Below are 26,055 nucleotides of genomic sequence, written 5' to 3'. Positions count from 1 at the left end.
GGCCCTTGTTCCATGACCGGAAACCGACACAGCACGCCCGCCGCGGTCGCGCATCGGAGGATCGACGTCGACGGGATCGAGGTCTTCTACCGCGAGGCCGGCCCGCGCGACGCGCCGATCTTCCTGCTGCCGCACGGCTACCCCTGCTCCTCGTACGCGTTCCGCAACCTCCTGCCCGCCCTCGGCGACCGCTGGCGCCTGATCGCGCCCGACCTGCCGGGCTTCGGCTACAGCGCGACACCCGAGCACTTCTCCTACACCTTCACCGGCTACGCCGACTTCCTCGAACGCTTCACGCACGTGATGGGACTGTCGCGGTACGCCATCTACCTGCACGACTACGGCTCCCAGTTCGGGCTGCGGCTGGCCATGCGCGCCCCCGAACGGGTCACCGCGCTCGTCATCCAGAACGGCGACATCTACGAGGACCAGCTGGGGCCGAAGTACGCCTGGCTCAAGGAGTTCTGGAGCGATCCGACGGACGAGGGCCGGGCCAGGCTCGCCGCGAACGTCACGGAGGAGGGCTTCCGCGACGAGTTCGCCGGCGAGCTGCCGGACCATCTGGCCGAACGGGTGAGCCCGGACCTGTGGCGGCTGCACTGGTCGCTGATGAACACCTCGCGGCGCCGCGCGAACGTCGTGGGCCTCTTCGAGGACCAGGCGACGACGCTGGAATGGTTCCCCAAGGAGCAGGCGTACCTGCGGGAGCACCGTCCGCCGACGCTGATCGTGTGGGGCCCGCACGACGGTTACATGCCCGAGGGGGCGGCCAGGGCGTACCTGCGCGACCTGCCGGACGCCGAGCTGCACGTGCTCGATGCCGGCCACTGGGCGCTGGAGACCAGCCTCGGCGAGATCGTCCCCTTGATCCGCGATTTCCTGGCCCGGGCCATCGGGTGAAACGGGCTACCCCAGCACGGGGAAGTTGGCCCGGATGACGCCGTGCGGGTCGCGGGAGCGCTTGAGGTCGCGGAGCCGGGCCAGCGACTCGCGCGGGAACGCCGCCGCGGCCTGCTCGCCGCCGTGCAGCATCGTGTACGGCTTGCGCCCGCTGCTGAACGGAACCAGCGCCTTGCCCAGCCGCTCCAGACGCTCGGCCGTGGCCTCGGTGGGCCGGCCGATCGCGTAGACCAGGTACGGCTCGTCCAGGTGCCCCGCGGCGCCGCCCCCGTCGGCGGGCCGGGACAGGGCCCCGCCCAGGTGCCGGATCTGCACGCTGATCATCGGGTCGATCGGCTCGCCCAGCAGCACGCCGGCCACCTGGTCGTCGAGCCCGGTCAGCAGCTCGCACCGGCTGGTGCCGGGCTGGGGATCGGTGGGCTCGTCGCAGATGGAGCCCAGCTCGGCCACCGGCAGCAGCCGCCGGGTGTCGCCGATCGCGCCGCCGATCAGCTCGAAGGGCCGCAGCAGCGCGCCCGGGTCCCGGCCCAGGTAGGTGCTGTCGACCATGACGAACCCCGGGCCGCCGGGGATCTGCAGCAGGTCGTACCAGACCGTCAGCTCGTCCGGCGCGCTCGCGGTGACCTCGCGGTAAGCGGCCAGCACCTCGGGCGCCCGCTCGATCGGCCACGTGATCCGCCCGCCGTACAGGAAGGGGGCGGGGCTCAGGTCGAACTCCATCGCCGTCACGACCGCGAAGTCACCGCCGCCGCCCCGCAGCGCCCAGAACAGCTCGGGGTCCCGCTCGGCCGTCACCCGGATCCGCCGGCCCTCGGCGTCCACCGCGTCGAAGGCCCGCACGGTGTCGGCGGCGAAGCCGTACTTCCTGCTGAACCAGCTCAGCCCGCCACCCAGCGTGTACCCGGTCACGCTGACCACGGGGGAGCTGCCCGCGAGGCCGGTCAGCCCGAGCGGGCTCGCCGCCGCCAGCACCTCGCCCCACTTCACACCCGCGCCGACGCGCGCCACCCCGTTCTCGATCGCCACTCCGCCCAGGCCGCCGGTCCGCAGCAGGATCGTGCCGTCGGTGTCGCCGGAGGCGCCGTGGCCGCTCGGCTGCGCGGTCACCGCCAGCCCGTGCAGGCGGGCGTAGCCGACCGTGGCCGCCACGTCGTCGGCGTCGGCCGCTTCGACGACCGCGCGCACCTGCTGGTCGACGGCCAGGTTCCAGGGCTTGCGCGCCTCGTCGAAACCCTCGTCGCCGGGGAGGAGCACGCGGCCGTTCATCACGTTCTTCAGCTCGTTCATGGATCAAGTGTGCGTTTCGGCATTTGCGGAGGAGTTGAGGTTGACTTGGGGTTCGTGGAGTTCAGACTGTTCGGTCCGCTTGAGGTGGACGACGGCGACGGCAACCGGCTCGACCTCGGCACCCGCAAGCAGCGGGCGGTCCTGGCCAGGCTGGCGCTCGAACCGGGCCGCGTCGTGCCGCTCGACCGGCTGATCGAGGAGCTGTGGGCGGGGGAGGCGCCGGCCAAGGCGACGGCGACGCTGCAGGCGTACGTCTCGCATCTGCGGCGGGTGCTGGAGCCGGACCGCAAGCCGCGCACGCCGCCCCGGGTGCTGCTCACCCGCGAGCCCGGCTACGTGCTGGACGTCACGCCCGGCCAGACCGACGTGGGCCGCTTCGCCGCGTGGGCCGCCGACGGGGCGCGCCTGGTCAGGCAGGGGCGGCACGCGGAGGGCGCGCGGACGCTCGACCGGGCGCTCGCGCTGTGGCGGGGGGAGCCGCTGGCCGAGTTCCCCGATCTGGCGCCGGCGGCGTCGGCGCGGCTGGAGGAGCTGCGGCTCGTGGCCGAGGAGGACCGGCTGGCGGCCCGGCTGGCGCTCGGCGAGGCCAGCGTGCCCGACCTGGAGGCGCTGACGGAGGCGCACCCGTACCGGGAGCGGGCGTGGGGGCTGCTGGTGCTCGGGCTGTACCGGGCGGGCCGCCAGGCCGACGCGCTCGCGGCGCTGCGCAAGGTACGCGCCCTGCTCGCCGGCGAGCTGGGCATCGAGCCGGGGCCCGAGCTGAGGCGGCTGGAGCAGGCGGTGTTCGAGCAGGCGCCCGAACTCGACCCGGCCCCCAAGCCCAGCCCGGCACCCGACCCCGTTCCGGCACCCGTCCCCGCGGGCCCGGGCTCCGGCAGGCTCGTGGCCAGGGAGGACGAGCTGCGGGTCCTGGAGGAGCTGCTGGCTCGGGCCAGGCACGGCAGGGGCGGGCTGGCGCTGGTCACCGGCGAGGCGGGCATCGGCAAGACGAGCCTGGCCAGGGCCGTCGCCGACTTGGCCACGGCCAGGGGCTTCCGGGTGGAGTGGGGCCGCTGCCTCGACGGCGGCACCGCCCCCGCGTTCTGGCCGTGGACCCGCGCGGGCCTGATCCCGCCGTCCCCGCAGGCCGAGCTGTTCGACCTGTACGACGCCGTGCTGGCGGAGCTGCGGACCGGCCCCCTGCTCGTGGTGCTGGAGGACCTGCACTGGGCCGACGCCTCCTCCCTGAGGCTGCTCGGCCACGTCGCCGGCGAGCTGGCCAGGACCTCCGCGCTCGTCGTGGCCACGCTCAGGCCCGAACCGGGCGACCACCCCGAGCAGCTGCGCGAGACCCTGGGCGCGCTGGCCAGGGAGGGCCGCCGGCTGCCGCTGGCGCCGTTCGACGCCTCGGGCGTGCGCGACTACCTGCGCCTGCGCGACGTGGCGGCCGACCCGCAGGAGCTGCTCGACCGCTCGGGCGGCAACCCGTTCTACCTGACCGAGCTGCTCCGCCTGCCCGAACGCGAGCGCCACCTCGTCCCGCCCGGCGCCCGCGACGTCATCGAACGCCGCCTGGCCCGCCTGCCCGAGCCCACCCGGGACCTGCTCGGGGCCGCCGCGGTCGCGGGCCGGGAGGTGGACCTGGACCTGCTGGCCGCCCTCGTGGACCGCCCCGTCGAGGAGGTCATGTCGCACCTGGAGCCCGCGCTGGCCGCCGGCCTGCTCACCCAGCCGCTGACCGGGGCCGCCGACTACCGCTTCTCCCACGCCCTCGTACGGCAGGCGCTCGACCAGGGACTCACCCGGCTCGACCGCGCCCGCCTGCACCTGCGGGCCGCCGGGCACCTGGAGACCCTGCCCGGCGCCGACCCGGCGATCCTGGCCGGCCACTTCGCCGCCGCGGCCCGGCTGGGCGGCGCGCCCAAGGCGGTCACGTACGCCACCCGGGCCGCCGCGCAGGCCGCGCAGCGCCACGGCTACCAGGAGGCCGTGCAGCTGTGGGAGCTGGCGCTCGACCACCTGCCGCCCGGCGACTCGCCCGAGCGCTGCCGCGTGCTCACCGAGCTGGGCCAGGCCCGCCGCACCACGGGCGACGCCGAAGGCGCCTACCGCGACCTGACCGAGGCCGTCGCCCAGGCCCAGCGGCTCGGCGACCGGGACGCGCTGGTGGCGGCGGTGTCGGTCTTCGGCGGCCTGTCGGTGTGGAACTGGCGCCCGTACGGCGTCGTGGACGAGGACATGGTCGCGATCCTGGAGGACCTCCTGGCGGGCGACCTCGACGACCGGTCCAGGGCCGCGCTCCTGGGCACGCTCGGCATCGAGCTGCACTACGGCCCGCGGCGCGCCGAGGGCGAGCGGCTGGCGCTCGACGCGGTCGGCCTGGCCCGCCGCTCCGGCGACCCCATGCTGCTGGCCAGGGCGCTCAACAACTACCTGATCGCGAGCTTCGTACCCGGCCGCAACCCCGAGCGGCTGGCGGCGGCCGAGGAGATGCTGGCCGTGCCCGGCCTGCCCAGGGAGGCCAGGCTGGTGGCGCGGGTGCTGCGCATGTCGTGCCTGCTGCGCGCGGGCGAGCTGGCCGAGTGGAGCAGGGACCTGGCCCGCTGCGAGCAGCTGCTGCACGAGGTCGCCCGGCCCGAGCTGGAGGCCATGGTCCGCGTCGCGCAGACCGCCGACCACGCCCTGCACGGCCGGTGGGCGGAGGCGGAGGCGCTGGCCGAGCACTTCCCCAAGATCTCCTTCGGGGCGAGCCTGTGGGGCCAGGAGGCCCGCCGCCTCGGCGTCCTCTACACCTGCCGGCGCGGTGAGGGCCGGGTGGCGGAGCTGCTGGACGAGCTGGTGGCCGCGGGCGACCGCCCGCTCATGGGTCTGGTACGCCCGCTCGCCATCCTGGCCTCCCTGGACGTCGGCCGCACCGAGCAGGCGCGCCGGCTCCTCGAACGGTGGGGGGTGGACCTGCGGGAGGACTGGTCGGCCGACTTCTTCTTCCCGGTCTGGGGGCTCGTGGCCGCGCAGCTCGGCACCCCCGACCCCGGGGAGATGTACGAGCGGCTGCTGCCGATCGCCGACCAGCCCATCGTCCTGGGCACGGGCAGCGGGGCCCTGGGCTGCGTGCACGACGTGCTGGCCGAGCTCGCGCTCCGGCTCGGGCGTACGGAGCAGGCGCTCGGGCACAACCGGGCGGCCATCGCCCGGCACCGGCGGCTCGGCCTGGCCTACCTGGAGTCGCGCAGCCGCGCCCGCGGCGCCGAGCTGGCGCCCTGAGCCTTGTCGGTGCTCCCGCGTATCGTGACCGTATGCCTGACATCGAGGTCGCGGGTCGCGAGGTCCGCATCACCAGCCCCGACAAGGTGGTCTTCCCGCAGTCCGGCCACACCAAGCTCGACCTGATCCGCTTCTACCAGGCCGTGGGCGAGGCGGCGCTGCGGGGCGTCCACGGGCGGCCGATGGTGCTCAAGCGGTTCGTGCACGGCATCGAGCAGGAGGCGTTCTTCCAGAAGCGCGCCCCGGCCAAGCGGCCCGACTGGATCGAGGTGGCCGAGCTGAAATACCGCTCGGGGCTGAGCGCGGAGGAGGTCGTCTGCACCGACCTGGCCCAGCTGCTGTGGGTGGTCAACCTCGGGTGCGTCGACCTCAACCCCCACCCGGTGCGCGCCGACGACCTGTCCAGGCCCGACGAGCTGCGCATCGACCTCGACCCGGTGCCGGGCGTCGAGTGGGCCGACGTGCTGGCCACCGCGCAGGTGGCGCGCGAGGTGCTGGCGGACCACGGGCTGGTCGCCTGGCCCAAGACGTCGGGGTCGCGGGGGTTTCACGTCTATGCCCGCATCGAGCGGCGCTGGCCGTTCGCCAAGGTGCGCAAGGCCGCCGAGACGGTGGCCCGCGAGGTCGAGCGGCGCGCGCCCGAGCTGGCCACCAGCCGGTGGTGGAAGGAGGAGCGGCACGGCGTGTTCGTCGACTTCAACCAGAACGCCTACGACCGCACCGTGGCCTCCGCCTACTCCGTGCGGGCCGTGCCCGACGCCCGCGTCTCGACGCCGCTGACCTGGGACGAGGTGCCCGGCTGCCGCCCCGAGGCGTTCACGATCGACTCCGTGCCCAAGCGGCTGGCCGAGGCCGGCGATCCGTGGGAGGACATGGACCTGCACCCCGGCTCGCTCGACTCGCTGCTGGAGCTGGCCGAGGAGCTCGGCCCGGCGCCCAAGCCGCCCAAGGGCAGCGGGCGCAGGCAGCAGACGATGCCCGTCATCGAGATCGCGCGGGCGGAGCACAAGGAGGAGGCGCTGGCCGGGTTCGAGCGGTGGAAGGCCCGCCACCCGGAGGTCGCGGCCCGGCTGGAGCCCGCCGACGTGCTGGTCGACGGCATGCGGGGGCGCAGCAGCGTGTGGTATCGCATCCGGGTCAACCTCCAGCACGTGCCGGAGGCCGAGCGGCCGCCGCAGGAGCCGCTGGAGGTTGACTACGACCCCTGGCGCGGCGCCGGGCCCCCGGAGCGCTGACCTCTGGCCCCCGGATGGCCCCCGGATGGCCCGGAGCGCTGAGCGCGCTCCGGAGGGTGAGGCGCGTCAGCGGCCGGAGATCAGGTTCGCCACCCGCGCGAACGGCGACGTCGTGGTGCCGTGGTCGTTCTCCTGCCGGTCGGCGGCGCGGAAGAGCGCGTAGATGAGCTGCACCCCCGTCCACCGCAGCGGCTCGGGCTCCCACTGGCGCACCTGGCGGCCCACCCAGGGCAGGGACGTCAGCTCGGTGTCCTGGCGCAGCACCAGGTCGCGCAGGGTGCGGCCGGCCAGGTTCGTGGTCGTGACGCCGCTGCCCACGTAGCCGCCCGCCCAGCCGAGGCCGCTCGCGTGGTCCAGGTGGACCGTGGAGCACCAGTCGCGCGGCACGCCCAGCACGCCGCACCAGGAGTGCTGGATCCGCGCGTCCGCCGCCGCGGGGAAGAGCTTGACCAGCATCCGCCACAGCAGCGCGACCGTCTGCGGCTGGGTGGCGCCCCGCAGGTCGGTACGCGAGCCGTACCGGTAGGGCACGCCCCGCCCGCCGATCGCGATGCGGTCGTCGGCGGTGCGCTGCGCGTAGATGTAGGCGTGCGCCTCGTCGCCGAGCAGCTCGTTGCCCTGCCAGCCGATGTGCTTCCACACCTCGGGCGGCAGCGGCTCGGTGACGATCATGGAGCTGTTCATCGGGAGCCACTGCCGGTGCTGGCCGGCCAGCGAGGCGGTGAAGCCCTCGGTGGCGCGGATGACGTAGTCCGCCGTGACCGCCCCGCGCGTGGTGACCGCCGCCGCCTGGCTGCCGTCCCGCCGCGGGACGATCTTCGTGACCGTGGTGTCCTCGAAGATGTCCACGCCGAGCCGGGCGACCGCCTCGGCCAGGCCGACGGCCAGCTTGGCGGGCTGGATGCGGGCGCAGTGCGGCGAGTAGGTGGCCTCCAGGGTGCCCGCCACCTGCACGCGCTCGCGCTGCTCGTCGCGGTCCATCAGCCGCAGGTCGCTCTCGCCGTACCCCCAGGTGCGCAGGTCGTCGAGCTCCGCGCGCAGCCGGCGCCGCTGGGCCGGGTTCGTCGCGACGTGGACGAGGCCGCCCTTGTGGATGTCGGCGTCGATGGCCTCCTCGCGGGTCACCTCGATGACCTCGTCCACGGCGTCGAACATCGCGTGCTGCAGGTCGATCATCGCCTGCCGGCCGCGCGCCTTGGCGTACCGCTTGCGCGACCCGGCGAACTCCGCCGACAGCCACCCGCCGTTGCGCCCCGACGCCCCGAACCCGGCGAACTCCTTCTCCAGGATCGCGATCCGCAGCCCCGGCTCGGCCTTCTTCAGGTAGTACGCGGTCCACAGGCCGGTGTAGCCGCCGCCGACGATGGCCACGTCGTACGAGCGCGGCCCCGGCAGCGGGGGACGCCGGTCCGGCAGGCCGATCTGCCGGTACCAGAACGAGACGCCGCCGTTGGCGAAGTCCTTGGTGAGCGGGATGCCTTTCATGTGAGCACAGCCTCCACATCGGGCGAGTCGGGCAGCAGGACGGAGTCGGCGACGCGCCACGTCAGGGTGACCTCGTCGCCGCCACGGGCGTCGCTGAGGCTGCCGGCCTGCTCGCGCACCAGCGCGGACGAGCCGTCGGGCAGCCTCAGCTCCAGCTTCCTGCTGGAGCCCAGGTAAATCTCGCCGGTGACGGTGGCCGGCAGGGCGTTCCATTCCGGGTCGGGGTCGAAGCCCGCCTCGCGCACGGCCAGCCGCTCCGGGCGTACGACGAGCGCCCCCGCCTTGTCGGCCAAGGTGCCCGGTGCCCGCAGCAGCCGCGCGCACACGCCGATGCCGTCGGGCGTGACGTCGCCGCGCAGGATCGTCGACTCGCCGAGGAAGCGGGCCACGAACAGCGTGGCGGGCCGCTCGTACAGCTCCTCGGCGGCTCCGACCTGCTCGATGCGGCCGCGGTTGAAGACCGCGATCCGGTCCGACAGCACCAGCGCCTCGTCCTGGTCGTGCGTGACGTACACGAACGTGGTGCCGAGCTCGCCGTGGATGCGCTTGATCTCGAGCTGGAGCCAGTCGCGCAGCTTCTTGTCCAGCGCGCCCAGCGGCTCGTCCATCAGCAGCACGCGCGGGCTGTAGACGATGGCGCGGGCCACGGCCACACGCTGCTGCTGGCCGCCGGACAGCTCGCGCGGGTAGCGGTGGCCGTACTCGCCGAGGTGGACGGTGGCCAGCGCGGCCGCGACCAGCTCGGCGCGGCGGGCCTTGGGCACCTTGCGCTGTTTGAGCGGGTACGCGATGTTCTCGGCGACCGTCATGTGCGGGAACAGGGCGTAGTGCTGGAAGACCATGCCCATGTCCCGTTTGTGGGCGGGCGTCGCGGCGATGGCGGTGCCGTCCACGGTCAGCTCGCCGGTGGTGGGGTGGTCGAAGCCGGCGATGATGTTCAGCGTGGTCGTCTTGCCCGAGCCGCTCGGCCCGAGCAGGGTGATGAACTCGCCCGGCTTGATCGACAGCGAGACGTCGTCCACGGCGACGAAGTCGCCGTAGCGCTTGGTCAGTCCGGTCAGCTCGATGCCGGCGCCGCGGGCGGCGAGATCGTTACTGGTGGGCACGTGACCTCCGGGCGACGAAGAAGGTGGCGATCAGGACGAGGCTCGTGGTCAGCACGATGATCATCGTGGCCGCCGCGGCGATGGTCGGGTCGGTCTCGCGGGTGACGCTCGCGTACATCTTCACCGGCAGGGTCTGCAGGTAGGGGCTCTGGATGAACAGCGAGACGACCACCTCGTCGAAGCTCGTGACGAACGCGAACAGCGCGCCCGCGGCCACGCCGGGGGCGACCAGCGGCAGCGTCACGGTGCGGAAGGTGGTCCAGCGGCCGGCGCCCAGGCTGGCCGCCGCGCTCTCCAGCCGCCGGTCGAACCCGCTCAGCGACGCGGTCACCGGGATCATCACGAACGGCAGCGCCAGCACGGTGTGCGCCATGACGAAGCCCATGAGCGTCCCGACGAGCTGCAGCTTCAGGAACACGGCGTAGACGCCGATGGCCAGCACGACCCCGGGCACGATCATCGGGGCCAGCATCGACCCCTGGAGCAGCGCGAGCCCGCGCATCCTGGCCCTGGTCAGGCCGAGCGCCGCCGCCGTGCCGAGCGCGGTGGCGACCACGGTGACCAGCAGGCCGACCTCCAGCGAGGTCCACAGGGCCGACATCCAGGCCGGGTCGCCGAAGAAGTGCTCGTACCAGCGGGTGGACCAGCCGTCCGGCGGGAACTTGAGCGACGCCTTCGAGGTGAAGCTGAGCGGCACCACGATCATCGCAGGGGCCACCAGCCAGACGCCGACCAGCGCGCAGAACGCCCACAGCGCCCCGCGTCCGATCCGGGCGCTCATCCGGTCACCTTCTTCCCGGCGCGGCGCAGCGTGACCGCCAGCAGCGCGATCATGGCCAGCGTGAGCCCGAGCAGGACCACGCCCATGGCGCCGCCGCGCCCCCATTTCAGCAGGCCGTTGACCTGCGTGAAGATCTGCTGCGACAGCAGCGCGTCGGTGGGGGAGCCGAGCAGCGCGGGCGTGACGTAGAACCCGAGCGCGCTGATGAACACCGTCAGGCACCCCGCCGACACCCCGGGCAGCGACAGCGGCACGTAGACGTCGAGGAACGCCTTGACGGGCCGCGCTCCCATGCTGCCCGCCGCGGTGAGCAGCCGCCGGTCGATCCCGCTCATCACCGCGTAGAGCGGCAGCACCATGAACGGCATCAGCAGCTGCACCATCCCGATCACGACGCCCGTCTGGGTGCGGATCAGGCTGAACGGACCCAGTCCGATGGTGCCCAGCAGGTCGTTCACCACGCCGGTGTCCTGCAGCAGGATCACCCACGCGAAGGTCCGCACCATCAGGCTGGTCCAGAACGGCACCAGCACCAGCAGCGTCAGCACGGCCCTGGCCCGCGTGCCGGCGATCGTCATGGCGTACGCGTACGGGTACGACAGGATCAGCGCGACCACCGTCACCCACAGGGCGGTGGTGAACGTGCGGCCGAGCACGCGCAGGTTCTGGGACTCGCTGAAGAACCAGGTGAAGTTGCCCAGACCGGGCACCGGATCGGTGAACGCGCTGATCACCATCGAGATCAGCGGAAACAGGAAGAAGACGGCGAGCGCCACCAGCGCCGGCAGGACCAGGAGCGCCGGGCGGCGCTCAGGGTCCGCCGGCTGCCTGGCGGCGGCGGGCGGGGCGACCGCCTGCAGGGTGGAGGCCATGCGCGATCAGCCGCCGAGCCAGGCCGACCACTTCTCGATCATCTCCGGCTGGTGTTCGGCCCACCACTTGGAGTCGATCTTGAGTGCCTTCTCCGGCACGCCCGGAGCGGTGGTCAGGAACGCCTGGCCGGTCTGGTCGAGGCTCGGCTTGGCGTCGGTGTTGATCGGCGAGTACGAGGTCAGCTCCGTGAGCTTGGCCTGCTGCTGGGCGCCCAGGTAGTAGTTGATCAGCGCCATCGACGCCTTCGGGTTCTTGGCGTTCTTGGGCACGGCCAGCGAGTCCATGATCGGCATCCACTGGTCCCAGGCGACCTGGAACGGCGCGCCGTTCTTGACGGCGGCGTAGGCCCGGCCGCTCCAGACCATCCCCATGTCCACCTCGCCGGACTCCAGCAACTGCTGGGCCTCCGCGCCGGTCTTCCAGAAGACCAGGTTGGAGCGGACCGACTGCAGCTTCTTGGTGGCCCGGTCGACGTCCAGCGGGTAGAGCTGGTCGGGCGCCACGCCGTCGGCGATCAGCGCGCCCTCGAACGGGCCGGGCGCCGAGTCGCCGGGGTTGCCGGAGATGGCGCGCTTGCCGGGGAACTTCGTCGTGTCGAAGAAGTCCTTCCAGCCCTTGGGCGGGTTGGCGCCGAACTTGTCCTTGTTGTAGACGAGCACCATGCCGTACTGCATCGCGGGGACGGTGCACTGGCCGGACAGGCCCTCGGGGACCTTGGACTTGTCGATGATCGAGTAGTCCAGCGGCTGGAGCAGCTTGCCGCACTGGGCCTCGGCCCAGATGGAGTCGGAGTCGATCACGTCCCAGGTGACGTTGGAGGAGTCGACCTGGGCCTTGATCTTGGCGTAGTCGGTGGGGCCGTCCTGGAGGATCTTGGCGCCCGACTCCTGGGCGAACGGGTCCACCGCCGCCTTCTGCTGGCCCTCCTGGTAGACGCCTCCGTAGGAGACGAAGGTCATGTTGACGCCGCTCAACGCGTCCTTCTTGATCGTGCCCGACTTGGCGGGCCCCGACCCGAGGTCGATCGAGGCGGGCGTCGCCGAGCCGGCTCCGCAGGCGGTCGCGAGCAGGAGCGAAGCCGCGACACCGGCCGTGGCGGCCAGTCGCGCTGGGTGCTTCGGCATGGGTTCCCCCTTGTTGGCAGGTATGGCTGGGGCTCAGGAGGATGTGGTAGGCGGGGCGACCGTCCAGAGGACCTCGGCGGTCTCGTCGCTCTCGTTGACGATCCGGTGGGGGACCGACGTGCGGTACTCCACGCTGTCCCCGGGCTCCAGCACGTGTGCGGCGGCGGAGCCGTTGGGGCCGAGCCAGAGAGTGATCCGCCCGCGGATGACCAGGAAGATCTCCTGGGAGTCGCCGTGGGTGTACGGTTCGTCCCCGGTGGACGAGCCCGGATCGAACTCCCCGGCGTACACCTCCACGTTCTGGAGCGGACGCTGGGAGATCAGGAACTTGCGCGTGCCGGGAGCCGTGTGCAGCTCCGGACGCGCGTCGCGGCGCACCACGCGGTGGCCGACCTCGTCCTCCTCGTTGAACAGATCCGCGACCGTGAGACCGAGAGCCGAGGCTATTCGCCTGAGCATCCCGATGCTGGAGCTGGTCTGCCCGCGCTCCAGCTGGCTGATGAAGCTCGCGCTCGCCCTGGCCTCCGCCGCGAGTGCGCGCACGGTCATGCGGCGCATGTTGCGGTAGGCGCGGATTCGCGCACCCAAGCGGGCGTTCTCCGACTCCGTCATCGAACCTCTCGATTGGCTGCACTGAACAAGTTGTTAAGTGGCAATGAAAGGACCGTACATAGGTAGCCGAATGCCCAGCAAGAGGGAGTTACGTAACGACTACGTAAAAGGAGTCAGCCGCGAGTGGGGCGCTCGTAGCCCTCGTCGCCCCCGTAGACGTGCAGGTCGGGGTCCTGCTCCGGCTGGTTGGCGGGGCTGGTGGGCGAGGCGGTGTGCTCCGAGGCGAAGTCGTCGGAGAGCTCGACCGACGCCGGGAAGAGGTGGTCGTGCCAGGTGATCCGGCCCTTGGGCTCGGCGTCGGTCAGCAGCTCGCCGGCGCGCTGGGCCGCGTACAGGCTGCCGGGGAAGCGCACGGGCAGGCAGGGGCGGTGCAGGCCCTTGGCCTGCAGCCAGGTCCTGACCAGTTCCTCCGTGTTGAGCACCTGGGGGCCGCCGTACTCGAGCTCGTCCATCGCGGGGCCCGCGGCGATCAGCTCGTTGAGGCGGGCCGCCACCTCGCCCGTGTGGACCGGCTGCCAGGGCATCGAGCGGTCCACGGCGAGCACGGGGAGCGACTCGAAGTCGCTCAGCCGCCGGTCGAGCGCCTGGTGGAAGTGGGTGGAGCGGAGGATCGTCCAGCCCAGCTCGCTCTCGCAGACCAGCCGTTCCGCCTCCAGCTTGTGCCGCAGGTGGCCGCTGGCCACGCTGTCGGCCCCGACGCACGAGGTGTACAGCAGGTGCGGGTAGCCCGCCTGGCGGGCGGCGGCGACCAGCTTGCGCGTGCCGGTCACGTCCACGGCGCCGCGCCCCTTGCGGCCGCCGGTGGCGAGGTGCGCGATGACGTCCACGTCGCGCACGGCCTCCGCGAGGCCGTTGCCGGAGACGAGGTCGCCCCACACCCACTCGACGTTCCCGCGGTCCTCGCGCTTGGTACGGCTCAGCGCCCGCACCCGGTGGCCCGACCTGAGCAGTGCGGGCACCAGGGCCCCGCCCAGCGTGCCCGTTGCTCCCGTGACCAGAATGCGCATGACGCCCCTCTACCCGCGAATGTCCAGAAATGACAAGGAATCTGGTAAAAGCGTCTGCGGGCCGCGGAGCCGGGTAGGGCGGGCCCATGGCTCGAATCGCAGCGGAATCCCTGGTAGAGCGGCTCGCCGAGTGGGGTGTCGACACCGTTTTCGGCATGCCGGGCGACGGCATCAACGGCATCATGGAAGGGCTGCGGCGCCACCGTGACCGCGTGCGCTTCGTCCTCGTCCACCACGAGGAGGCGGCCGCCTTCATGGCCACCGGCTACGCCAAGGCCACCGGCCGGATCGGCGTGTGCCTGGCCACCTCGGGGCCCGGCGGCATCCACCTGCTCAACGGCCTCTACGACGCCAAGCTGGACCACGTGCCGGTGCTGGCGATCACGGGCATGCAGGAGACGTCCGTGCTGGGCACCGGCTACCAGCAGGAGGTGCACCTCGACCGGCTGTACGAGGACGTGGCCGAGTACAACATGATGATCACCAACCCGGCGCAGCTGCCCTCGCTGGTGGACCTGGCGATCAGGACCGCCTACGCGCGGCGCGGGGTCGCCCATCTCACGCTGCCCAACGACCTGCAGGTGGCCGAGGCGGGGATGGCCCCGTACCGGACCGTGGCCCCGGCGCGGCTGCCGGAGACCGCGCCCGTCTACCTGCGCCCGTCCGGCCTGCCGCGCCAGGAGGACGTCGAATGGGCGGCCGAGGTGCTCAACAACGCCCGGCGCCCCGCCATGCTCGTCGGGCAGGGGGCGCTGCACGCCCGGGAGGAGGTGCTGGCCGTGGCCGAGGCGCTCGGCGCGCCCGTGGCCAAGACGCTGCCCGGCAAGGCGGTCATCCCGGACGACTCGCCGTACACGACCGGCGGGATCGGGCTGCTCGGCACCCGGCCGAGCGAGGAGCTGATGGACGAGGCCGACGTGCTCTTCATGGTCGGCACGAACTTCCCCTACTCCAAGTTCCTGCCGGAGCAGGCGCGGGTGGTGCAGTTCGAGGCGGACCCGACCAGGGCGGGGGCGCGGATCGCGACCGACGTGCCCGTGGTGTGCGACGCGAAGGAGGGGCTGCGGGCCCTGCTGCCGCTGCTCAACGCCCGCGACCGCACCGCCCATCTAAGGAAATATCAGGAAATGATGGATAAGTGGCGGGCCGACATGGACGCTCTGGAGAACCCCGACCGGGATCCCATCGCGCCGCAGTACGTCGTGTCCATCGTGGACGAGCTCGCCACCGACGACGCCATCCTGACCTGTGACAGCGGCACCATCGCCACCTGGGCCGCTCGGCACTGGACGATCCGCGGCGAGCGCCGGTTCTACCTGTCCGGGACGCTGGCGACGATGGCGCCGGGGCTGCCGTACGCCATCGCCATGCAGCACGCCTACCCGGGGCGCCAGGTCATCGCGTACGTCGGCGACGGCGGGTTCACGATGCTGATGGGCGAGTTCCTGACGGCGGTCCAGCAGCGGCTGCCGGTCAAGGTGATCATCAACAACAACAACTCGCTCGGGCAGATCCTCTGGGAGCAGATGGTGCTCGGCTATCCGGAGCACGGGGTGCGCTTCCCCGAGCCGGAGGCCGACTTCTCGGCCTGGGCGAGGTCGTGCGGCGGGTTCGGGGCCAAGGTCACCAAGTCGGAGGACGTCGCCATGGCGATCGGGCAGGCGCTCGCCCATGACGGCCCGGCGCTGGTGGACGTGGACGTGAACCCGAACGAGCCGCCCATGCCGGCCAAGGTCTCCTACGAGCAGGCGAAGAACTTCGCGCAGGCGTTCCTCAAGGGCCAGCCGCACAAGGCGGCCATCGCCACGACCCTGTTCAAGGACCGGATCCAGCGGCTGGGGGAGTAGCCTTCGCGATCGCCGCCGCGGTGCCCAGCAGGGGATCGATGAGCTGGGGCAGCTCGCGGGCGCGCCGCGAGGACAGCACGATGCCGACGGCCGCCACCGGCCGCCCGCCCACCAGGATCGGCGCCGCCGCCGAGCAGGTGCCCAGCGTCATCTCCTCGTACGTCAGCGCGTAGCCCTGGGCCCGCACGACGGCCAGCTCCCTGGCCAGCCGGCCCGGCTCGGTGATCGTGTGCGGGGTGGGCCGTTCGAGCTTGCGTGCCAGGTAGGACTTCACGAACCAGTCCGGCTCGTACGCCAGCAGCGCCTTGCCCACGCCCGTCGGGTGCATCGGCAGCCGGCCGCCCGTCCGCGACACGATCGGCACCGCCCGCCGGCCGTACACCTTGTCCACGTACAGCACCTCCAGCCCGTCGCGCACGGCCAGGTGCACGTTCTCGCGCGTGGTCGCGAACAGCTCCTGCAGCCACGGATGGGCCAGGTCCTGGAGCCGGCCGGGCGCGAGCTGGCCCAGCTCCCACAGCCGCAGCCCCACCCGCAGCCGCCCGTCCGGCGCGCGGCTCAGCGCCTGCCACTCCTCCAGCTCGGCCACCAGCCGGTGCGCCGTGCTCAGCGGCAGCCCGCTGCGCCGGGCCACGTCGGTCAGCGTGAGCTGCGGATGCGCGGAGTCGAACGCGCCCAGGATGGCCAGCACCTTGGACGTCACCGAGCGCCCGCCCTCCCGGGCCCCGCCTGCCATGGAGCCATTCTTCCACTGAGTGGAAGCAGGATCTCGGCCAATCCCGGTCAAGGCAGCATGCTTCCCTCATGCGAACTCAGGTCGGGATCATCGGGGCGGGCCCCGCCGGGCTGCTCCTCTCCCACTTGCTCCACCTGCGCGGCATCTCCTCCGTGGTGCTGGAGAAGCGCAGCCGCGACTACGTCGAGCGGCGGGTGCGGGCCGGGGTGCTGGAGCAGGGCACGGTGGACACGCTGGTCGAGGCGGGCGTCGGCGAGCGCCTGCTGCGCGAGGGGCTGCCGCACCACGGCATCGAGCTCAGGTACGGGGGCGCGGGCCACCGCATCGCGTTCGAGAAGCTCGTGCCGGGCAGGTCCATCACCGTGTACGGGCAGCAGGAGGTGGTCAAGGACCTGATCGCGGCCAGGCTGGCGGCGGGCGGCGACATCAGGTTCGAGGTCGAGGACGTGGAGGTGCACTCGCCGGATTCTGGGCCGTACCTGACCTTCGGCGGCGAGCGGCTCGACTGCGACGTGATCGCCGGGTGCGACGGCTTCCACGGCGTGTCCAGGCCGGCCATCCCCGAGGGCGTTCTGAGCGTTTACGAGCGGGACTATCCCTTCGCCTGGCTGGGCATCCTGGCCAGGGTGGCGCCCTCGTCGGAAGAGCTGATCTACACCAGGACCGAGCGCGGCTTCGCCCTGCACAGCATGCGCTCGCCCACCGTCAGCCGCTTCTACCTGCAGGTCCCGGCGGACGCGCGGGTGGAGGACTGGCCGGACGAGCGCGTCTGGGCCGAGCTGAAGGCCCGGCTGGAGAGCGTGCCCGGCTTCACGCTGACGACCGGCGAGATCACGGAGAAGGGCGTCACGCCGATGCGGGCGTTCGTGGCCGAGCCCATGCAGTACGGGCGGCTCTACCTCGCCGGCGACGCCGCCCACATCGTGCCGCCGACCGGCGCCAAGGGGCTCAACCTGGCCGTGGCCGACGTCCGCGTGCTGACCGAGGCCCTGGCCGCGTACTTCGCCGACGGCTCCACCGGGCTGCTCGACGGCTACTCCGACGCGTGCCTGAAACGGGTGTGGCGGGCGCAGCACTTCTCGTGGTGGATGACGACGCTGCTGCACACGTTCGAGGACGAGGACCCGTACGCGCGGCGGCTGCAGCTGTCGTACCTGGACTACGTGACCTCCTCGGAGGCGGCGGCGACCACCCTGGCCGAGAACTACGTGGGCCTGCCGTGAATGATGGCAGGACTGAGGAGGTGGACCGCGTTGGGTTCTGACGGCGGCTTGCTCGCCCCGGTCTGGGCGGGGACGCGAGCGGAGGCGATCACCTCGGACGCGGCCTGGCTGCGGGCCATGCTGGAGGCCGAGGCGGCGCTCGCCCGCGCCCAGGCGCGGCTGGAGCTCATCCCTTCGGAGGCGGCCGCGGCCATCGACAGGACGGCCGCCACGCTGGTGCTCGACCCGGCCGACCTGGCCAGGCGGGCCCGCCAGTCGGCCAACCCGGTCGTGCCCCTCGTGGCCGACCTGCGGCGGGCCGTGCCGGGCGCGGCGTCGTCCGTGCACCGGGGGGCGACCAGCCAGGACATCCTGGACAGCGCCGCCATGCTGGTGGCCACGCGGGCGATCCGCGGCATCGTGGGCGATCTGAGCGCGATCATGCGGGATCTCTGCGAGCTGGCCGAGCGGCACCGGGACACGGTGATGGCCGCGCGGACGCTGGGGCAGCAGGCGGTGCCCACCACGTTCGGGCTGAAGGCGGCGGGGTGGCTGGCCGGTCTCATGCGTGCCCGGGCCCGGCTCCGGGAGCTGCGCCTGCCGGCCCAGCTGGGCGGCGCGGCCGGCACCCTGGCCGCGTTCGCCGAGCGCGCCGGCGCGGGGACCGCGCTGCTGCTGGCCGAGGTGTTCGCCGAGGAGATCGGGCTGGCGGCGCCCCCGATGCCGTGGCACGCGGAGCGCTCTCCCGTCACCGAGCTCGGCGCGGCGCTCGCCGCCACGGCCCGCGCGCTCGGCAAACCGGCCACCGACATCGTCCTCATGGCCCAGACCGAGGTGGGGGAGGTGGCCGAGTCGTCGGCCGGCTCCTCGTCGGCCATGCCGCAGAAACGCAATCCCGCCCTGTCCGTCCTGGTCCGGTCGGCCGCGTTCCAGGTGCCGGCGTACGCGCAGGTCCTCGGGCAGGTCGGCGAGCACGAGCGGGCCGCGGGAGCCTGGCAGGCGGAGTGGCTGCCCCTGCGCGAGGCGCTGCGCCTGACGGGCGGCGCGGCCGAGACCGCCGCCGAGCTGGTGGCCGGGCTGCGGGTCTTCCCCGACCGGATGCGGGCCAACGCCGAGCTGACCGGCGGCCGGTTGCTCGCCGAGCGGCTGGCCGCCCACCTCGACCGCAAGGCGCTCGAGGAGGCGCTGTCCGGGGACGGCCCGCTGGAGGGCCACGCCGAACTGCTCGACCCTGCGGCGTACCTGGGGGCGGCCCCCGAGCTCGTTGATCGCATCCTCGCCACCTACCGGGAGCAACCGTGAAACTCCACCACCGCATCGACGGCCCCGCCGACGCGCCGCTGCTGGTGCTCGGGCCCTCGCTCGGCACCACGATGGAGATCTGGCAGCCCCAGCTCCCCGCGCTCACCGAGTCCTGGCGGGTCCTCAGGTACGACCTGCCGGGCCACGGCGGCTCGGCCCCGGCCGCGGCCGGGTTCACCATCGACGACCTGGCGCAGGCCGTGCTGGACCTCGTCGACGACGAGCGGTTCGCGGTCGGTGGCGTCTCCCTCGGTGGCGCGATCGCCACCACCATCGCCGTCATGCTCGCCGACGGGGCCGGGCACCGGGTGCGCGGGCTGGTGCTGTGCTGCACGTCGGCCAGGTTCGGCGAGCCGGGGCCGTGGCTGGAGCGGGCGGCGCTGGTACGCGGCAAGGGCCTGGCGGAGCTCGTGCCGACGCTGAAGGCTCGCTGGTTCACCCCCGGCTTCGACGGGCAGCGGGTGTTCGACCGGTTCGTGGAGGTGGACGCCGAGTCGTACGCGGCCTGCTGCGAGGCCATCGCCGCCTTCGACCTGACCGGCCGGCTGGGGAAGATCGCCGCGCCCACGCTGGTGATCGCCGGCGCCGAGGACCCGGCCACGCCGCTCGACCACGCGCTCACGCTGGCCGGCGACATCCCGGGCGCGTCCCTGACGGTGGTGCCCAGGGCCTCGCACCTGGCGAACGTGGAGCGCCCCGACGCGGTGACCGCCGCCCTCCTGGGCCACCTGCGGGGCGACGAGCCCGCCTTCGCGGCGGGCATGCGCACCAGGCGGGAGGTGCTCGGGGACGCGCACGTCGATCGGGCTGTCGCCGCCACCACCGACTTCACCCGCGACTTCCAGGACCTGATCACCCGCTACGCGTGGAACGAGATCTGGAACCGGCCCGGCCTGGACCGGCGCACCCGCAGCTGCGTCACGCTCACCGCGCTCGTGGCCAGGGGGCAGATGGAGGAGCTCGCCATGCACGTCCGCGCGGCTCTGCGGAACGGGCTCACGCGCGAGGAGATCAAGGAGGTGCTGCTCCAGACGGCCGTCTACTGCGGGGTTCCGGCCGCCAACGCCGCCTTCGCGGTGGCCCGCCGCACGCTCGCCGACATCGACGCGGAGGGCCGCTGACCTTGGGAGATGCTTTAAGGTTGTTTGGTGGTCTTTGAGGAGGGTTGGGCGGTTTCGCCCCTGCGCTGGCTGATGAACACGCTGGGCGACGCCCAGCTCGCCCGGATGCACGGCGACCCCGGCCTGGTCGCCGCGGTCGACCAGCACGCGGCGGTGCTGCGCGACGCGATCCCGCTGGACCGGGAGACCCTGGGCGACTACCTGCTGGGCTTCCTCGACGAGCTGCGGGAGCGCGCCTGGGTCTTCACCGGCGAGCCGGACGCGGCGGCGCTCCGGCTGACGGCGGTCTGCTGGCTGGCCCGCGAGGAAGGCTTCCTGGAAGACGGCCTTCCGGCCTGACCTTCCGGCCTGCCCTGCCCTGCCCTGCCCGCCTGCCCTGCCCGCCTGCCCTGCCCGCCTGGCCTGCCCGCCTGCCCTCCCGGCCAGGGGCAGGCGGGGCCAGGGCCAAGCGGGCGGACGGCTCAGTCCGGAGGCATCTCGGAGCGCGGCGGGGTGCCTGGGGTGCCCGGGGTGGTCGGAGCGGTTCGGGTGGTCGTAGCACCCGGAGTGCCCGGAGTGCCGGGAGCGCCCGGGGTGGTGCGTACAGGCTCTCCCGCCATCGCGCGGGCGTCCTCACGCCCCCGCTGGTACGCCTCCGCGTGCGCCCTGGCCTGCGGGGCCTCCCGCTCGATACGGCTCAGCCAGCCCTCCCAGCGCTGCTGCATCGGGCGGACGAGCCCGCCGCCGATGCCGATCGCCGCGATCGCGCCGATGGTGGCGAGAACCGTGATCAGCACCGGAGTCGTGACCGTGGTGGCCACGCCGATCTGGTTGAGCGCGGCGATGATGCCCAGCGCCCAGATGAAGACCGCCGCGGCGGTCGCCACCAGCCGGCCGTAGGAGAGCCCGCCGAGCGCGCCGGCGATGATGTCCCTGACTCCCATGGCGATCGCGCCCGCCACCACGATGATCACGATGGCGACCAGGGCCGCGGGCAGCCAGCCCACCACGCTGTTCAGCAACGCCGAGATCGGGTTGGGCCCGAACACGCTGAAGGCGATCTGGAGGGTGACCAGCAGGATCGCATAGTAGACGATCTTGGCCAGCAGGCTCCGGGCGGTGTACCGGCTGTGCTCCAGCCAGCGCCGCACGCCGCTGCGCTCCACCGCCCGGTCGAAGCCGACGCGCTCGAGCACCTTGTCGACGATCTTCTGCAGCGCCTTGGCCACGATCCATCCGATGATGAGTATGACCAGGAACGCGACAAGTTTCGGAACGAACGTCGCTATCTGCCGCCAGGCATCCGTGATGCCCTGGCCTATGTTGATGTCCACGGTTTCCTCCTATGAGGAGCCACTGCAACGAGCGCTACCCGTACAGACACCGTGTATGCACACAGAGCAGTCGAAACTTCTCATAAGGCGACATTTCGGGCAAGATCCGCCCAGCTAGGATGACCGCCATGCATCGCAGCCGGGTCTATGCCCTTCTGATCGACACTCCCGCCTCCGAGGCCGAGCAGGCGTCGGCGTTCTGGGCCGCGGCGCTCGGCGCCAGCCCGCGCCCGCTGCCCGGGTACGAGCAGTTCACCTCGTTGCACGGCGCCGTTCCCGGCCTCGACGTGGCGGTCCAGGCGGTGGACGACGCGCCCAGATTCCATCTCGACATCGAGACGGACGACGTCGAGGCCGAGACCCGGCGGCTGCTGGCACTCGGGGCGACGGAGGTGTCGCGGTGGCAGGAATGCCGCATCCTACGTGCACCGGGCGGACACCTGCTCTGCGTCCTGCCCGCGGAGAGCGACCGGTTCGAAGCGGAGGCCAGAACCTGGCCCTGACCTGGTTCGGAGTAGGTGTGGCGGGCTCACCCACCCCTTGCCCATCTGGGTGGTTACGCGACTGACGCCCGCCCCGAACCAGAGGTGCTCGCTCCGCTCGCGCGCCCTTCCAGGCGGGCTGAAGCCCGCCCCCCTGTTCGTCCTCGCTCCGCTCGGGCGCCTTCCAGAACGCTTTCGCCCCTGATTCTCCGACGGGAAGGCGGAATTTCTCGGCGAGGGGAGCCACAGCGAGGGGGCGACGGGGAAGCGAGGAGGAGTGGACGGGGCGGGAGGGGACGGGGCGGGAGGGGACGGGGCGGGAGGGGACGGGGCGGGGACGGGGAGTGGAGGCGGCGGGGAGCGGAGACGGCAAGAGGCGGTGCGGCGGCAAGCCGGCGGAGGGGATGAGGAGGGCGCAGCCCGACCTTGACGGCATCGTCGGCCCGATACCGGGGCTGGGCTACCCGATTCGCCCGTAATACTCCAGCCTTCGGGTCAGGAATGAAGCGGACCGGCCCCGCGTAGCGGAGGTTTCAAAGCTGAGGCGAAACGGGGTCCACCTGCCTTCAGGGACCAGGGAAGTGCATCGAGGACACTGCCAAGGCCCGCCCCTCAGCTGTGGCATTAGCAGTGTGCTGCCATGGCCTGCGCGTGAACCACAAGACCCGGCCGAATATGGTTCGTCCCGGCCGTTGGACGGCAGATAGGCTGCCTGCCGTGCAGGACGAGGTCTACCACTACAACGTGGATCGCTGGGAAGCCCTTGTGCAGGCGGACGCGTTGTTCACCCGTCCCATGCTCGACCTGGACGCCGACAAGGCCCAGGCCTATCTGGGCCTGGAGAGGCTGGGCATCGACGGCGACGTGGCGGGCCGGAAGGTGCTCTGCCTGGCGGGAGGAGGCGGGCAGCAGTCTGCGGCCTTCGCTCTGCTCGGAGCCGACGTGACGGTTCTCGACATCTCGTCCGGGCAGTTGGAGCGGGACCGCTTGGCCGCCGAGCACTACGGTGTCGGCATCCGCACGATCCAAGGGGACATGCGGGACCTGTCGGCCCTCGACGACTCCTCGTTCGACCTGGTCTGGCATCCGTACTCGCTGACCTTCGTCCCGGACTGCCGGATCGTCTTCCGCGAGGTCGCGAGAGTCGTCGCCGAGGGCGGGCGTTACTACCTGATGTGCGCCAACCCGTTCTTCTCCGGGCTCACTCACCACTCCTGGAACGGGGAGGGCTACACGCTGCAGCAGTCCTACACGGACGAGGCCGCGACCAGCTATCCCGACCAGTCCTGGGTCTACGACCGCGAGCAGGCCGACCGCCGCATCCGCGAACCCAGGGAGTACAGGCAGACGCTGAGCCGGATAGTCAACAGCCTGATCCGGGAAGGCTTCACGCTGACGTTCCTTTCTGAGGTCAGCGGTGATTACCCGGGTGCGGAACCGGGCAGCTGGGCGCACTTCACGGGGGTGGCCCCGCCGTGGCTGGAATTCGTCTGGCAGTACTGCCCGGCGTCTTCGTAAGGTGAGGGCGACCGCGTACCGCGGCCGCCCCGCCGGTCTCCGCCGCGCATGAACGCCGGCCAGTTCGCTCTGGCCGAGCCATCGCAGCGCCTGATGCTCCGCACCGGAGGCCTGTGCTCAACGAGCATGCGGCATGATCCTTGGCATGGCCGATGCCGATCTCGGAAGAGCCGTGACGAGCGTCTATGACAGCGAACGGCCGGCGGCAAGCTACGCCTTCGACCGGCCTCCGGTGCATCGTCGGTCATGGTGATGGCGAGCTTGACCGTCGGCCACTCGCCCGCGAGGATCGTCCGCACCTTGTGCGGCGGAAGATCGTCCAGGTCCTCGCCGGGTTCGTAGGTGATCGTGTAACTTGCCAGTCGGCGACCTGGTCCATCAGCTCTCGGGGGTGGCGGCGCGGCGCCAGGCCGCCTCGCGCAGCAGGCGTAGGCCGTTGAGGCCGACGATGACGGTGGAGCCTTCGTGCCCGGCGACGCCCAGGGGCAGTGGCAGGTCGCCGACCAGGTCCCAGATGACCAGGCCGGTGATGAACACCGCGGCGATGATGAGGTTCTGCACGACCAGGCGCTTGGCGCGCCGTGACAGGGCCACCGCGGCGGGGATGGCGGCCAGTTCGTCGCGTACCACCACGGCGTCGGCGGTTTCCAGGGCCAGATCCGAGCCGGCGCGGCCCATGGCGATGCCGCTGTGCGCGGCGGCCAGCGCGGGAGCGTCGTTGACGCCGTCGCCGACGACCAGCACCTTGCGTCCGGCGTTCTCCATCTGCCGCACGGCGGCGACCTTGTCGGCCGGCAGCAGCCCGGCGCGCACGTCGGTGATGCCGACCTCGCCGGCCAGCCGGGCGGCGGCGCGGGGGTTGTCGCCGGTGACCAGCACCGGCGCGGCGCCGGTCAAGGCGGTGAGGGAGGCGACGGTGGCGGCGGCGTCGGGCCGCACGCGGTCGGCGATGGCGAGCGCTCCGGCCGGGACGCCGTCGAGGGTGACCAGGACCGCGGTGCGGCCCTGGCCTTCCAGGTCGGCGACCGCGGTCGCGGCGTCGGCGGCGCGCTGCCCGCCCAGGCCGGCCAGCAGCCGCTCGGGGCTGCCGACGGCGACCTTGACCCCGCCGACGGTGGCGGCGACGCCGAGGCCGGGGGTGGAGGCGAAGTCCTCCACCCCCGGCACCTTGAGGCCGCGCTCGCGGGCCGCCTCGACGACGGCGCGCCCGAGCGGGTGCTCGCTGGGATGCTCGGCCGCCGCGGCCAACGCCAGCAGAGCGTCGGCGTCCAGGCCGGCCCCGGGCAAGGGGCGGATGTCGGTGACGCGGGGGGCGCCTTCGGTCAGGGTGCCGGTCTTGTCCAGGGCGACCGCGTCGATCTGGCCCAGGCGTTCCATGACCACGGCGGACTTGATCAGTACGCCGTGCCGTCCGGCGTTGGCGATCGCCGACAGCAGCGGCGGCATGGTGGCCAGCACCACCGCGCACGGCGAGGCGACGATCATGAACGTCATCGCGCGCAGCAGCGTCGACTGCAGATCGGCGCCGAACATCAGCGGCACGGTGAACAACGCCAGAGTGGCGGCCACCATGCCGATGGAGTAGCGCTGCTCGACCTTCTCGATGAACAGCTGGGTCGGCGCCTTGGTCTTCGACGCCTCCTCGACCATGGCCACGATCCGGGCGATCACCGAATCCGACGGGTCGCGCTCGACCCGTACCCGCAGCGCGCCGCTGCCGTTCAGGGTGCCGGCGAACACCTCGTCGCCCACCTGTTTGGCCACCGGCAGCGGCTCGCCGGTGATGGTGGCCTGGTCGATGTCGCTGGCCCCGTCCAGGACCCGCCCGTCGGCGCCGACCCGCTCGCCGGGCCGGATGAGGATCACCTCGCCGACGGCGAGCTGCTCGGTGGGTACGGCCTCCTCCCCGCCACCGTCGGTGAGTCGGGTGGCCGTGGCGGGGGCCAGGTCGAGCAGGCCGCGCACCGAGTCCTCGGTGCGCTTGGTGGCCATGGCCTCCAGCGCGCCGGAGGTGGCGAAGATGACGATCAGCAACGCGCCGTCGAAGACCTGCCCGATCGCGGCAGCGCCGATCGCCGCGGCGACCATCAGCAGGTCCACATCCAGCGTCCGCTCACGCAACGCCCGCAGCCCGGCCAGGCCAGGCTCCCACCCGCCGGCCGCGTAGCAGGCCAGATACAGCCCCCACCACAGCCACGACGGCGCCCCGGCCAACTGGCTGATGCCGCCCACAGCGAACAAAGCCAGGGCCAGTACGGCCCAACGCACCTCCGGCAGCGACCACATCGCCGGCCATCGCGTCGAAAGCGGCCGGGCAGGCGGTGTGGTGCCGGCGTGGCCGGCGGCTGGCGTTCTCAGTTCCGTTGTCACCGTGCCATCGTATATGCGCACTCACGAAGATACGCAAGTAGGCAGGCGTTGGGGTATCCTGGCGGGTATGCACACGTCGTTGCCGGACTTCGACATGCCGAACGAGGAACAGGTGCACCTGGCCGCCGAGTCGTTCCGGCTACTGTCCGATCCCACCCGCATCAAGATCCTGTGGGCGTTGCTGCAGGGCGAGTCAAACGTCGCCTGCCTGGCCGAACTCGCCGACGCCGCACCTACCGCGGTCAGCCAGCACCTGGCCAAACTGCGCCTGGCCGGTCTCGTCAAGGGCCGCCGCGAGGGGACCTTCGTCTACTACAGCGCGGCCGACGAACATGTGCGCCGCCTGCTCACCCAGGGTCTTTACCACGCCGACCACATCGACAGCGGCATCGACCGCCACGACGTGGACCACGCACCCGGCCTCGCCACCACCGAACAGCCCGCCGCCGGGTAGGTAGACGTCGGGCTGCCCGCCCGTACACGGGAGTGCGGCCAATCCGCGGCTCACGCT

22 protein-coding genes are annotated in these 26,055 nt (G+C 72.4%); 11 read left to right on the top strand and 11 right to left on the bottom strand.

Annotation, left to right across the window (positions count from 1 at the left end):
* The first annotated feature begins 12 nt into the window (after positions 1-12).
* A complete protein-coding gene (locus tag HD596_RS55840; protein ID WP_185077493.1) occupies positions 13-900 on the top strand; it encodes an alpha/beta fold hydrolase in 888 nt (295 codons plus the stop codon).
* A gap of 6 nt (positions 901-906) precedes the next feature.
* On the opposite strand, the gene HD596_RS55835 is transcribed toward HD596_RS55840, so the two are convergent.
* Entirely contained in the window at positions 907-2,187 is a 1,281-nt protein-coding gene (locus HD596_RS55835) for an FAD-binding oxidoreductase (protein WP_185077492.1), read from the bottom strand.
* Positions 2,188-2,241: 54 nt separating this feature from the next.
* On the opposite strand from HD596_RS55835, the gene HD596_RS55830 reads away from it, so the two are divergent.
* Positions 2,242-5,430: an ATP-binding protein gene (locus HD596_RS55830; protein WP_185077491.1), complete on the top strand. Its 3,189-nt coding sequence runs from the start codon at positions 2,242-2,244 to the stop codon at positions 5,428-5,430.
* A gap of 32 nt (positions 5,431-5,462) precedes the next feature.
* On the top strand, positions 5,463-6,665 hold the full coding sequence (gene ligD / locus HD596_RS55825; protein ID WP_185077490.1) for a non-homologous end-joining DNA ligase: 1,203 nt from the start codon (positions 5,463-5,465) through the stop codon (positions 6,663-6,665).
* A 66-nt stretch (positions 6,666-6,731) separates the two neighbouring features.
* Here the strand turns inward: ligD and HD596_RS55820 are convergent, their stop codons facing one another.
* From HD596_RS55820 to HD596_RS55790, 7 genes are all read right to left on the bottom strand, one after another.
* Positions 6,732-8,150 (bottom strand): NAD(P)/FAD-dependent oxidoreductase, encoded by a 1,419-nt coding sequence (locus HD596_RS55820; RefSeq protein WP_185077489.1) that lies wholly within the window; start codon positions 8,148-8,150, stop codon positions 6,732-6,734.
* A complete protein-coding gene (locus HD596_RS55815) occupies positions 8,147-9,256 on the bottom strand; it encodes an ABC transporter ATP-binding protein (protein WP_185077488.1) in 1,110 nt (369 codons plus the stop codon). The genes HD596_RS55820 and HD596_RS55815 overlap by 4 nt, the downstream gene beginning before the upstream one ends.
* Positions 9,243-10,037: an ABC transporter permease gene (locus tag HD596_RS55810; RefSeq protein WP_185077487.1), complete on the bottom strand. Its 795-nt coding sequence runs from the start codon at positions 10,035-10,037 to the stop codon at positions 9,243-9,245. The genes HD596_RS55815 and HD596_RS55810 overlap by 14 nt, the downstream gene beginning before the upstream one ends.
* Entirely contained in the window at positions 10,034-10,909 is an 876-nt protein-coding gene (locus HD596_RS55805) for an ABC transporter permease (protein WP_185077486.1), read from the bottom strand. Before HD596_RS55805 ends, HD596_RS55810 begins: the two co-directional genes overlap by 4 nt.
* A 6-nt stretch (positions 10,910-10,915) precedes the next feature.
* Positions 10,916-12,034: an ABC transporter substrate-binding protein gene (locus tag HD596_RS55800; protein WP_185077485.1), complete on the bottom strand. Its 1,119-nt coding sequence runs from the start codon at positions 12,032-12,034 to the stop codon at positions 10,916-10,918.
* A gap of 33 nt (positions 12,035-12,067) precedes the next feature.
* Positions 12,068-12,646, bottom strand: a complete 579-nt coding sequence (locus HD596_RS55795) for a helix-turn-helix domain-containing protein (RefSeq protein ID WP_281398362.1) — start codon at positions 12,644-12,646, stop codon at positions 12,068-12,070.
* Positions 12,647-12,759: 113 nt separating this feature from the next.
* Positions 12,760-13,653, bottom strand: a complete 894-nt coding sequence (locus HD596_RS55790) for an SDR family oxidoreductase (protein ID WP_185077483.1) — start codon at positions 13,651-13,653, stop codon at positions 12,760-12,762.
* Positions 13,654-13,739: 86 nt separating this feature from the next.
* Between HD596_RS55790 and HD596_RS55785 the strand changes: the two genes are divergently transcribed.
* Positions 13,740-15,500, top strand: coding sequence for a thiamine pyrophosphate-dependent enzyme (locus HD596_RS55785; RefSeq protein ID WP_185077482.1), 1,761 nt, complete (start codon positions 13,740-13,742; stop codon positions 15,498-15,500).
* On the opposite strand, the gene HD596_RS55780 is transcribed toward HD596_RS55785, so the two are convergent.
* Positions 15,469-16,236: an IclR family transcriptional regulator gene (locus HD596_RS55780; protein ID WP_185077481.1), complete on the bottom strand. Its 768-nt coding sequence runs from the start codon at positions 16,234-16,236 to the stop codon at positions 15,469-15,471. The two genes, HD596_RS55785 and HD596_RS55780, sit on opposite strands and share 32 nt — an antisense overlap.
* Positions 16,237-16,304: 68 nt before the next feature.
* On the opposite strand from HD596_RS55780, the gene HD596_RS55775 reads away from it, so the two are divergent.
* The 4 genes from HD596_RS55775 to HD596_RS55760 are packed head-to-tail and all read left to right on the top strand — an operon-like array spanning position 16,305 to position 20,200.
* The gene (locus tag HD596_RS55775) at positions 16,305-17,459 is read left to right on the top strand and encodes a 4-hydroxybenzoate 3-monooxygenase (protein WP_185077480.1); all 1,155 of its coding nucleotides are present in this window, start codon (positions 16,305-16,307) and stop codon (positions 17,457-17,459) included.
* A 30-nt stretch (positions 17,460-17,489) separates the two neighbouring features.
* Entirely contained in the window at positions 17,490-18,740 is a 1,251-nt protein-coding gene (locus HD596_RS55770) for a lyase family protein (protein WP_246555489.1), read from the top strand.
* Positions 18,737-19,861, top strand: a complete 1,125-nt coding sequence (pcaDC, locus tag HD596_RS55765; RefSeq protein WP_313047223.1) for a bifunctional 3-oxoadipate enol-lactonase/4-carboxymuconolactone decarboxylase PcaDC — start codon at positions 18,737-18,739, stop codon at positions 19,859-19,861. The genes HD596_RS55770 and pcaDC overlap by 4 nt, the downstream gene beginning before the upstream one ends.
* 27 nt (positions 19,862-19,888) lie before the next feature.
* Positions 19,889-20,200: a DUF6401 family natural product biosynthesis protein gene (locus HD596_RS55760; RefSeq protein WP_313047221.1), complete on the top strand. Its 312-nt coding sequence runs from the start codon at positions 19,889-19,891 to the stop codon at positions 20,198-20,200.
* A gap of 122 nt (positions 20,201-20,322) precedes the next feature.
* Here HD596_RS55760 and HD596_RS55755 read toward each other — a convergent pair whose 3' ends face one another.
* On the bottom strand, positions 20,323-21,168 hold the full coding sequence (locus HD596_RS55755) for a mechanosensitive ion channel family protein (protein ID WP_185079353.1): 846 nt from the start codon (positions 21,166-21,168) through the stop codon (positions 20,323-20,325).
* 134 nt (positions 21,169-21,302) lie between these two features.
* On the opposite strand from HD596_RS55755, the gene HD596_RS55750 reads away from it, so the two are divergent.
* Positions 21,303-21,677 (top strand): VOC family protein, encoded by a 375-nt coding sequence (locus HD596_RS55750; RefSeq protein WP_185077479.1) that lies wholly within the window; start codon positions 21,303-21,305, stop codon positions 21,675-21,677.
* A 696-nt stretch (positions 21,678-22,373) separates the two neighbouring features.
* Positions 22,374-23,174: a class I SAM-dependent methyltransferase gene (locus HD596_RS55745; RefSeq protein WP_185077478.1), complete on the top strand. Its 801-nt coding sequence runs from the start codon at positions 22,374-22,376 to the stop codon at positions 23,172-23,174.
* 378 nt (positions 23,175-23,552) lie between these two features.
* Here the strand turns inward: HD596_RS55745 and HD596_RS55740 are convergent, their stop codons facing one another.
* Positions 23,553-25,544, bottom strand: coding sequence for a heavy metal translocating P-type ATPase (locus HD596_RS55740; RefSeq protein WP_446685870.1), 1,992 nt, complete (start codon positions 25,542-25,544; stop codon positions 23,553-23,555).
* Between the two features lie 67 nt (positions 25,545-25,611).
* Here HD596_RS55740 and HD596_RS55735 point away from each other — a divergent pair, with 67 nt between their 5' ends.
* Entirely contained in the window at positions 25,612-25,998 is a 387-nt protein-coding gene (locus HD596_RS55735; protein WP_185077477.1) for an ArsR/SmtB family transcription factor, read from the top strand.
* Positions 25,999-26,055 lie beyond the last annotated feature (57 nt).

This window comes from Nonomuraea jabiensis, assembly GCF_014204795.1.
GTDB lineage: Bacteria > Actinomycetota > Actinomycetes > Streptosporangiales > Streptosporangiaceae > Nonomuraea > Nonomuraea jabiensis.
Note: the sequence above shows the minus strand (reverse complement) of the source record. Positions and strands in the feature narration are given on the sequence as shown.

Coding starts and splice junctions, on each gene's coding strand:
- HD596_RS55840 (WP_185077493.1), top strand. CDS start 13: ATGACCGGAAACCGACACAGCACGCCCGCCGCGGTCGCGCATCGGAGG.
- HD596_RS55835 (WP_185077492.1), bottom strand. CDS start 2,187: ATGAACGAGCTGAAGAACGTGATGAACGGCCGCGTGCTCCTCCCCGGC.
- ligD (WP_185077490.1), top strand. CDS start 5,463: ATGCCTGACATCGAGGTCGCGGGTCGCGAGGTCCGCATCACCAGCCCC.
- HD596_RS55820 (WP_185077489.1), bottom strand. CDS start 8,150: ATGAAAGGCATCCCGCTCACCAAGGACTTCGCCAACGGCGGCGTCTCG.
- HD596_RS55810 (WP_185077487.1), bottom strand. CDS start 10,037: ATGAGCGCCCGGATCGGACGCGGGGCGCTGTGGGCGTTCTGCGCGCTG.
- HD596_RS55805 (WP_185077486.1), bottom strand. CDS start 10,909: ATGGCCTCCACCCTGCAGGCGGTCGCCCCGCCCGCCGCCGCCAGGCAG.
- HD596_RS55800 (WP_185077485.1), bottom strand. CDS start 12,034: ATGCCGAAGCACCCAGCGCGACTGGCCGCCACGGCCGGTGTCGCGGCT.
- HD596_RS55795 (WP_281398362.1), bottom strand. CDS start 12,646: ATGACGGAGTCGGAGAACGCCCGCTTGGGTGCGCGAATCCGCGCCTAC.
- HD596_RS55790 (WP_185077483.1), bottom strand. CDS start 13,653: ATGCGCATTCTGGTCACGGGAGCAACGGGCACGCTGGGCGGGGCCCTG.
- HD596_RS55785 (WP_185077482.1), top strand. CDS start 13,740: ATGGCTCGAATCGCAGCGGAATCCCTGGTAGAGCGGCTCGCCGAGTGG.
- HD596_RS55780 (WP_185077481.1), bottom strand. CDS start 16,236: ATGGCAGGCGGGGCCCGGGAGGGCGGGCGCTCGGTGACGTCCAAGGTG.
- HD596_RS55775 (WP_185077480.1), top strand. CDS start 16,305: ATGCGAACTCAGGTCGGGATCATCGGGGCGGGCCCCGCCGGGCTGCTC.
- HD596_RS55750 (WP_185077479.1), top strand. CDS start 21,303: ATGCATCGCAGCCGGGTCTATGCCCTTCTGATCGACACTCCCGCCTCC.
- HD596_RS55735 (WP_185077477.1), top strand. CDS start 25,612: ATGCACACGTCGTTGCCGGACTTCGACATGCCGAACGAGGAACAGGTG.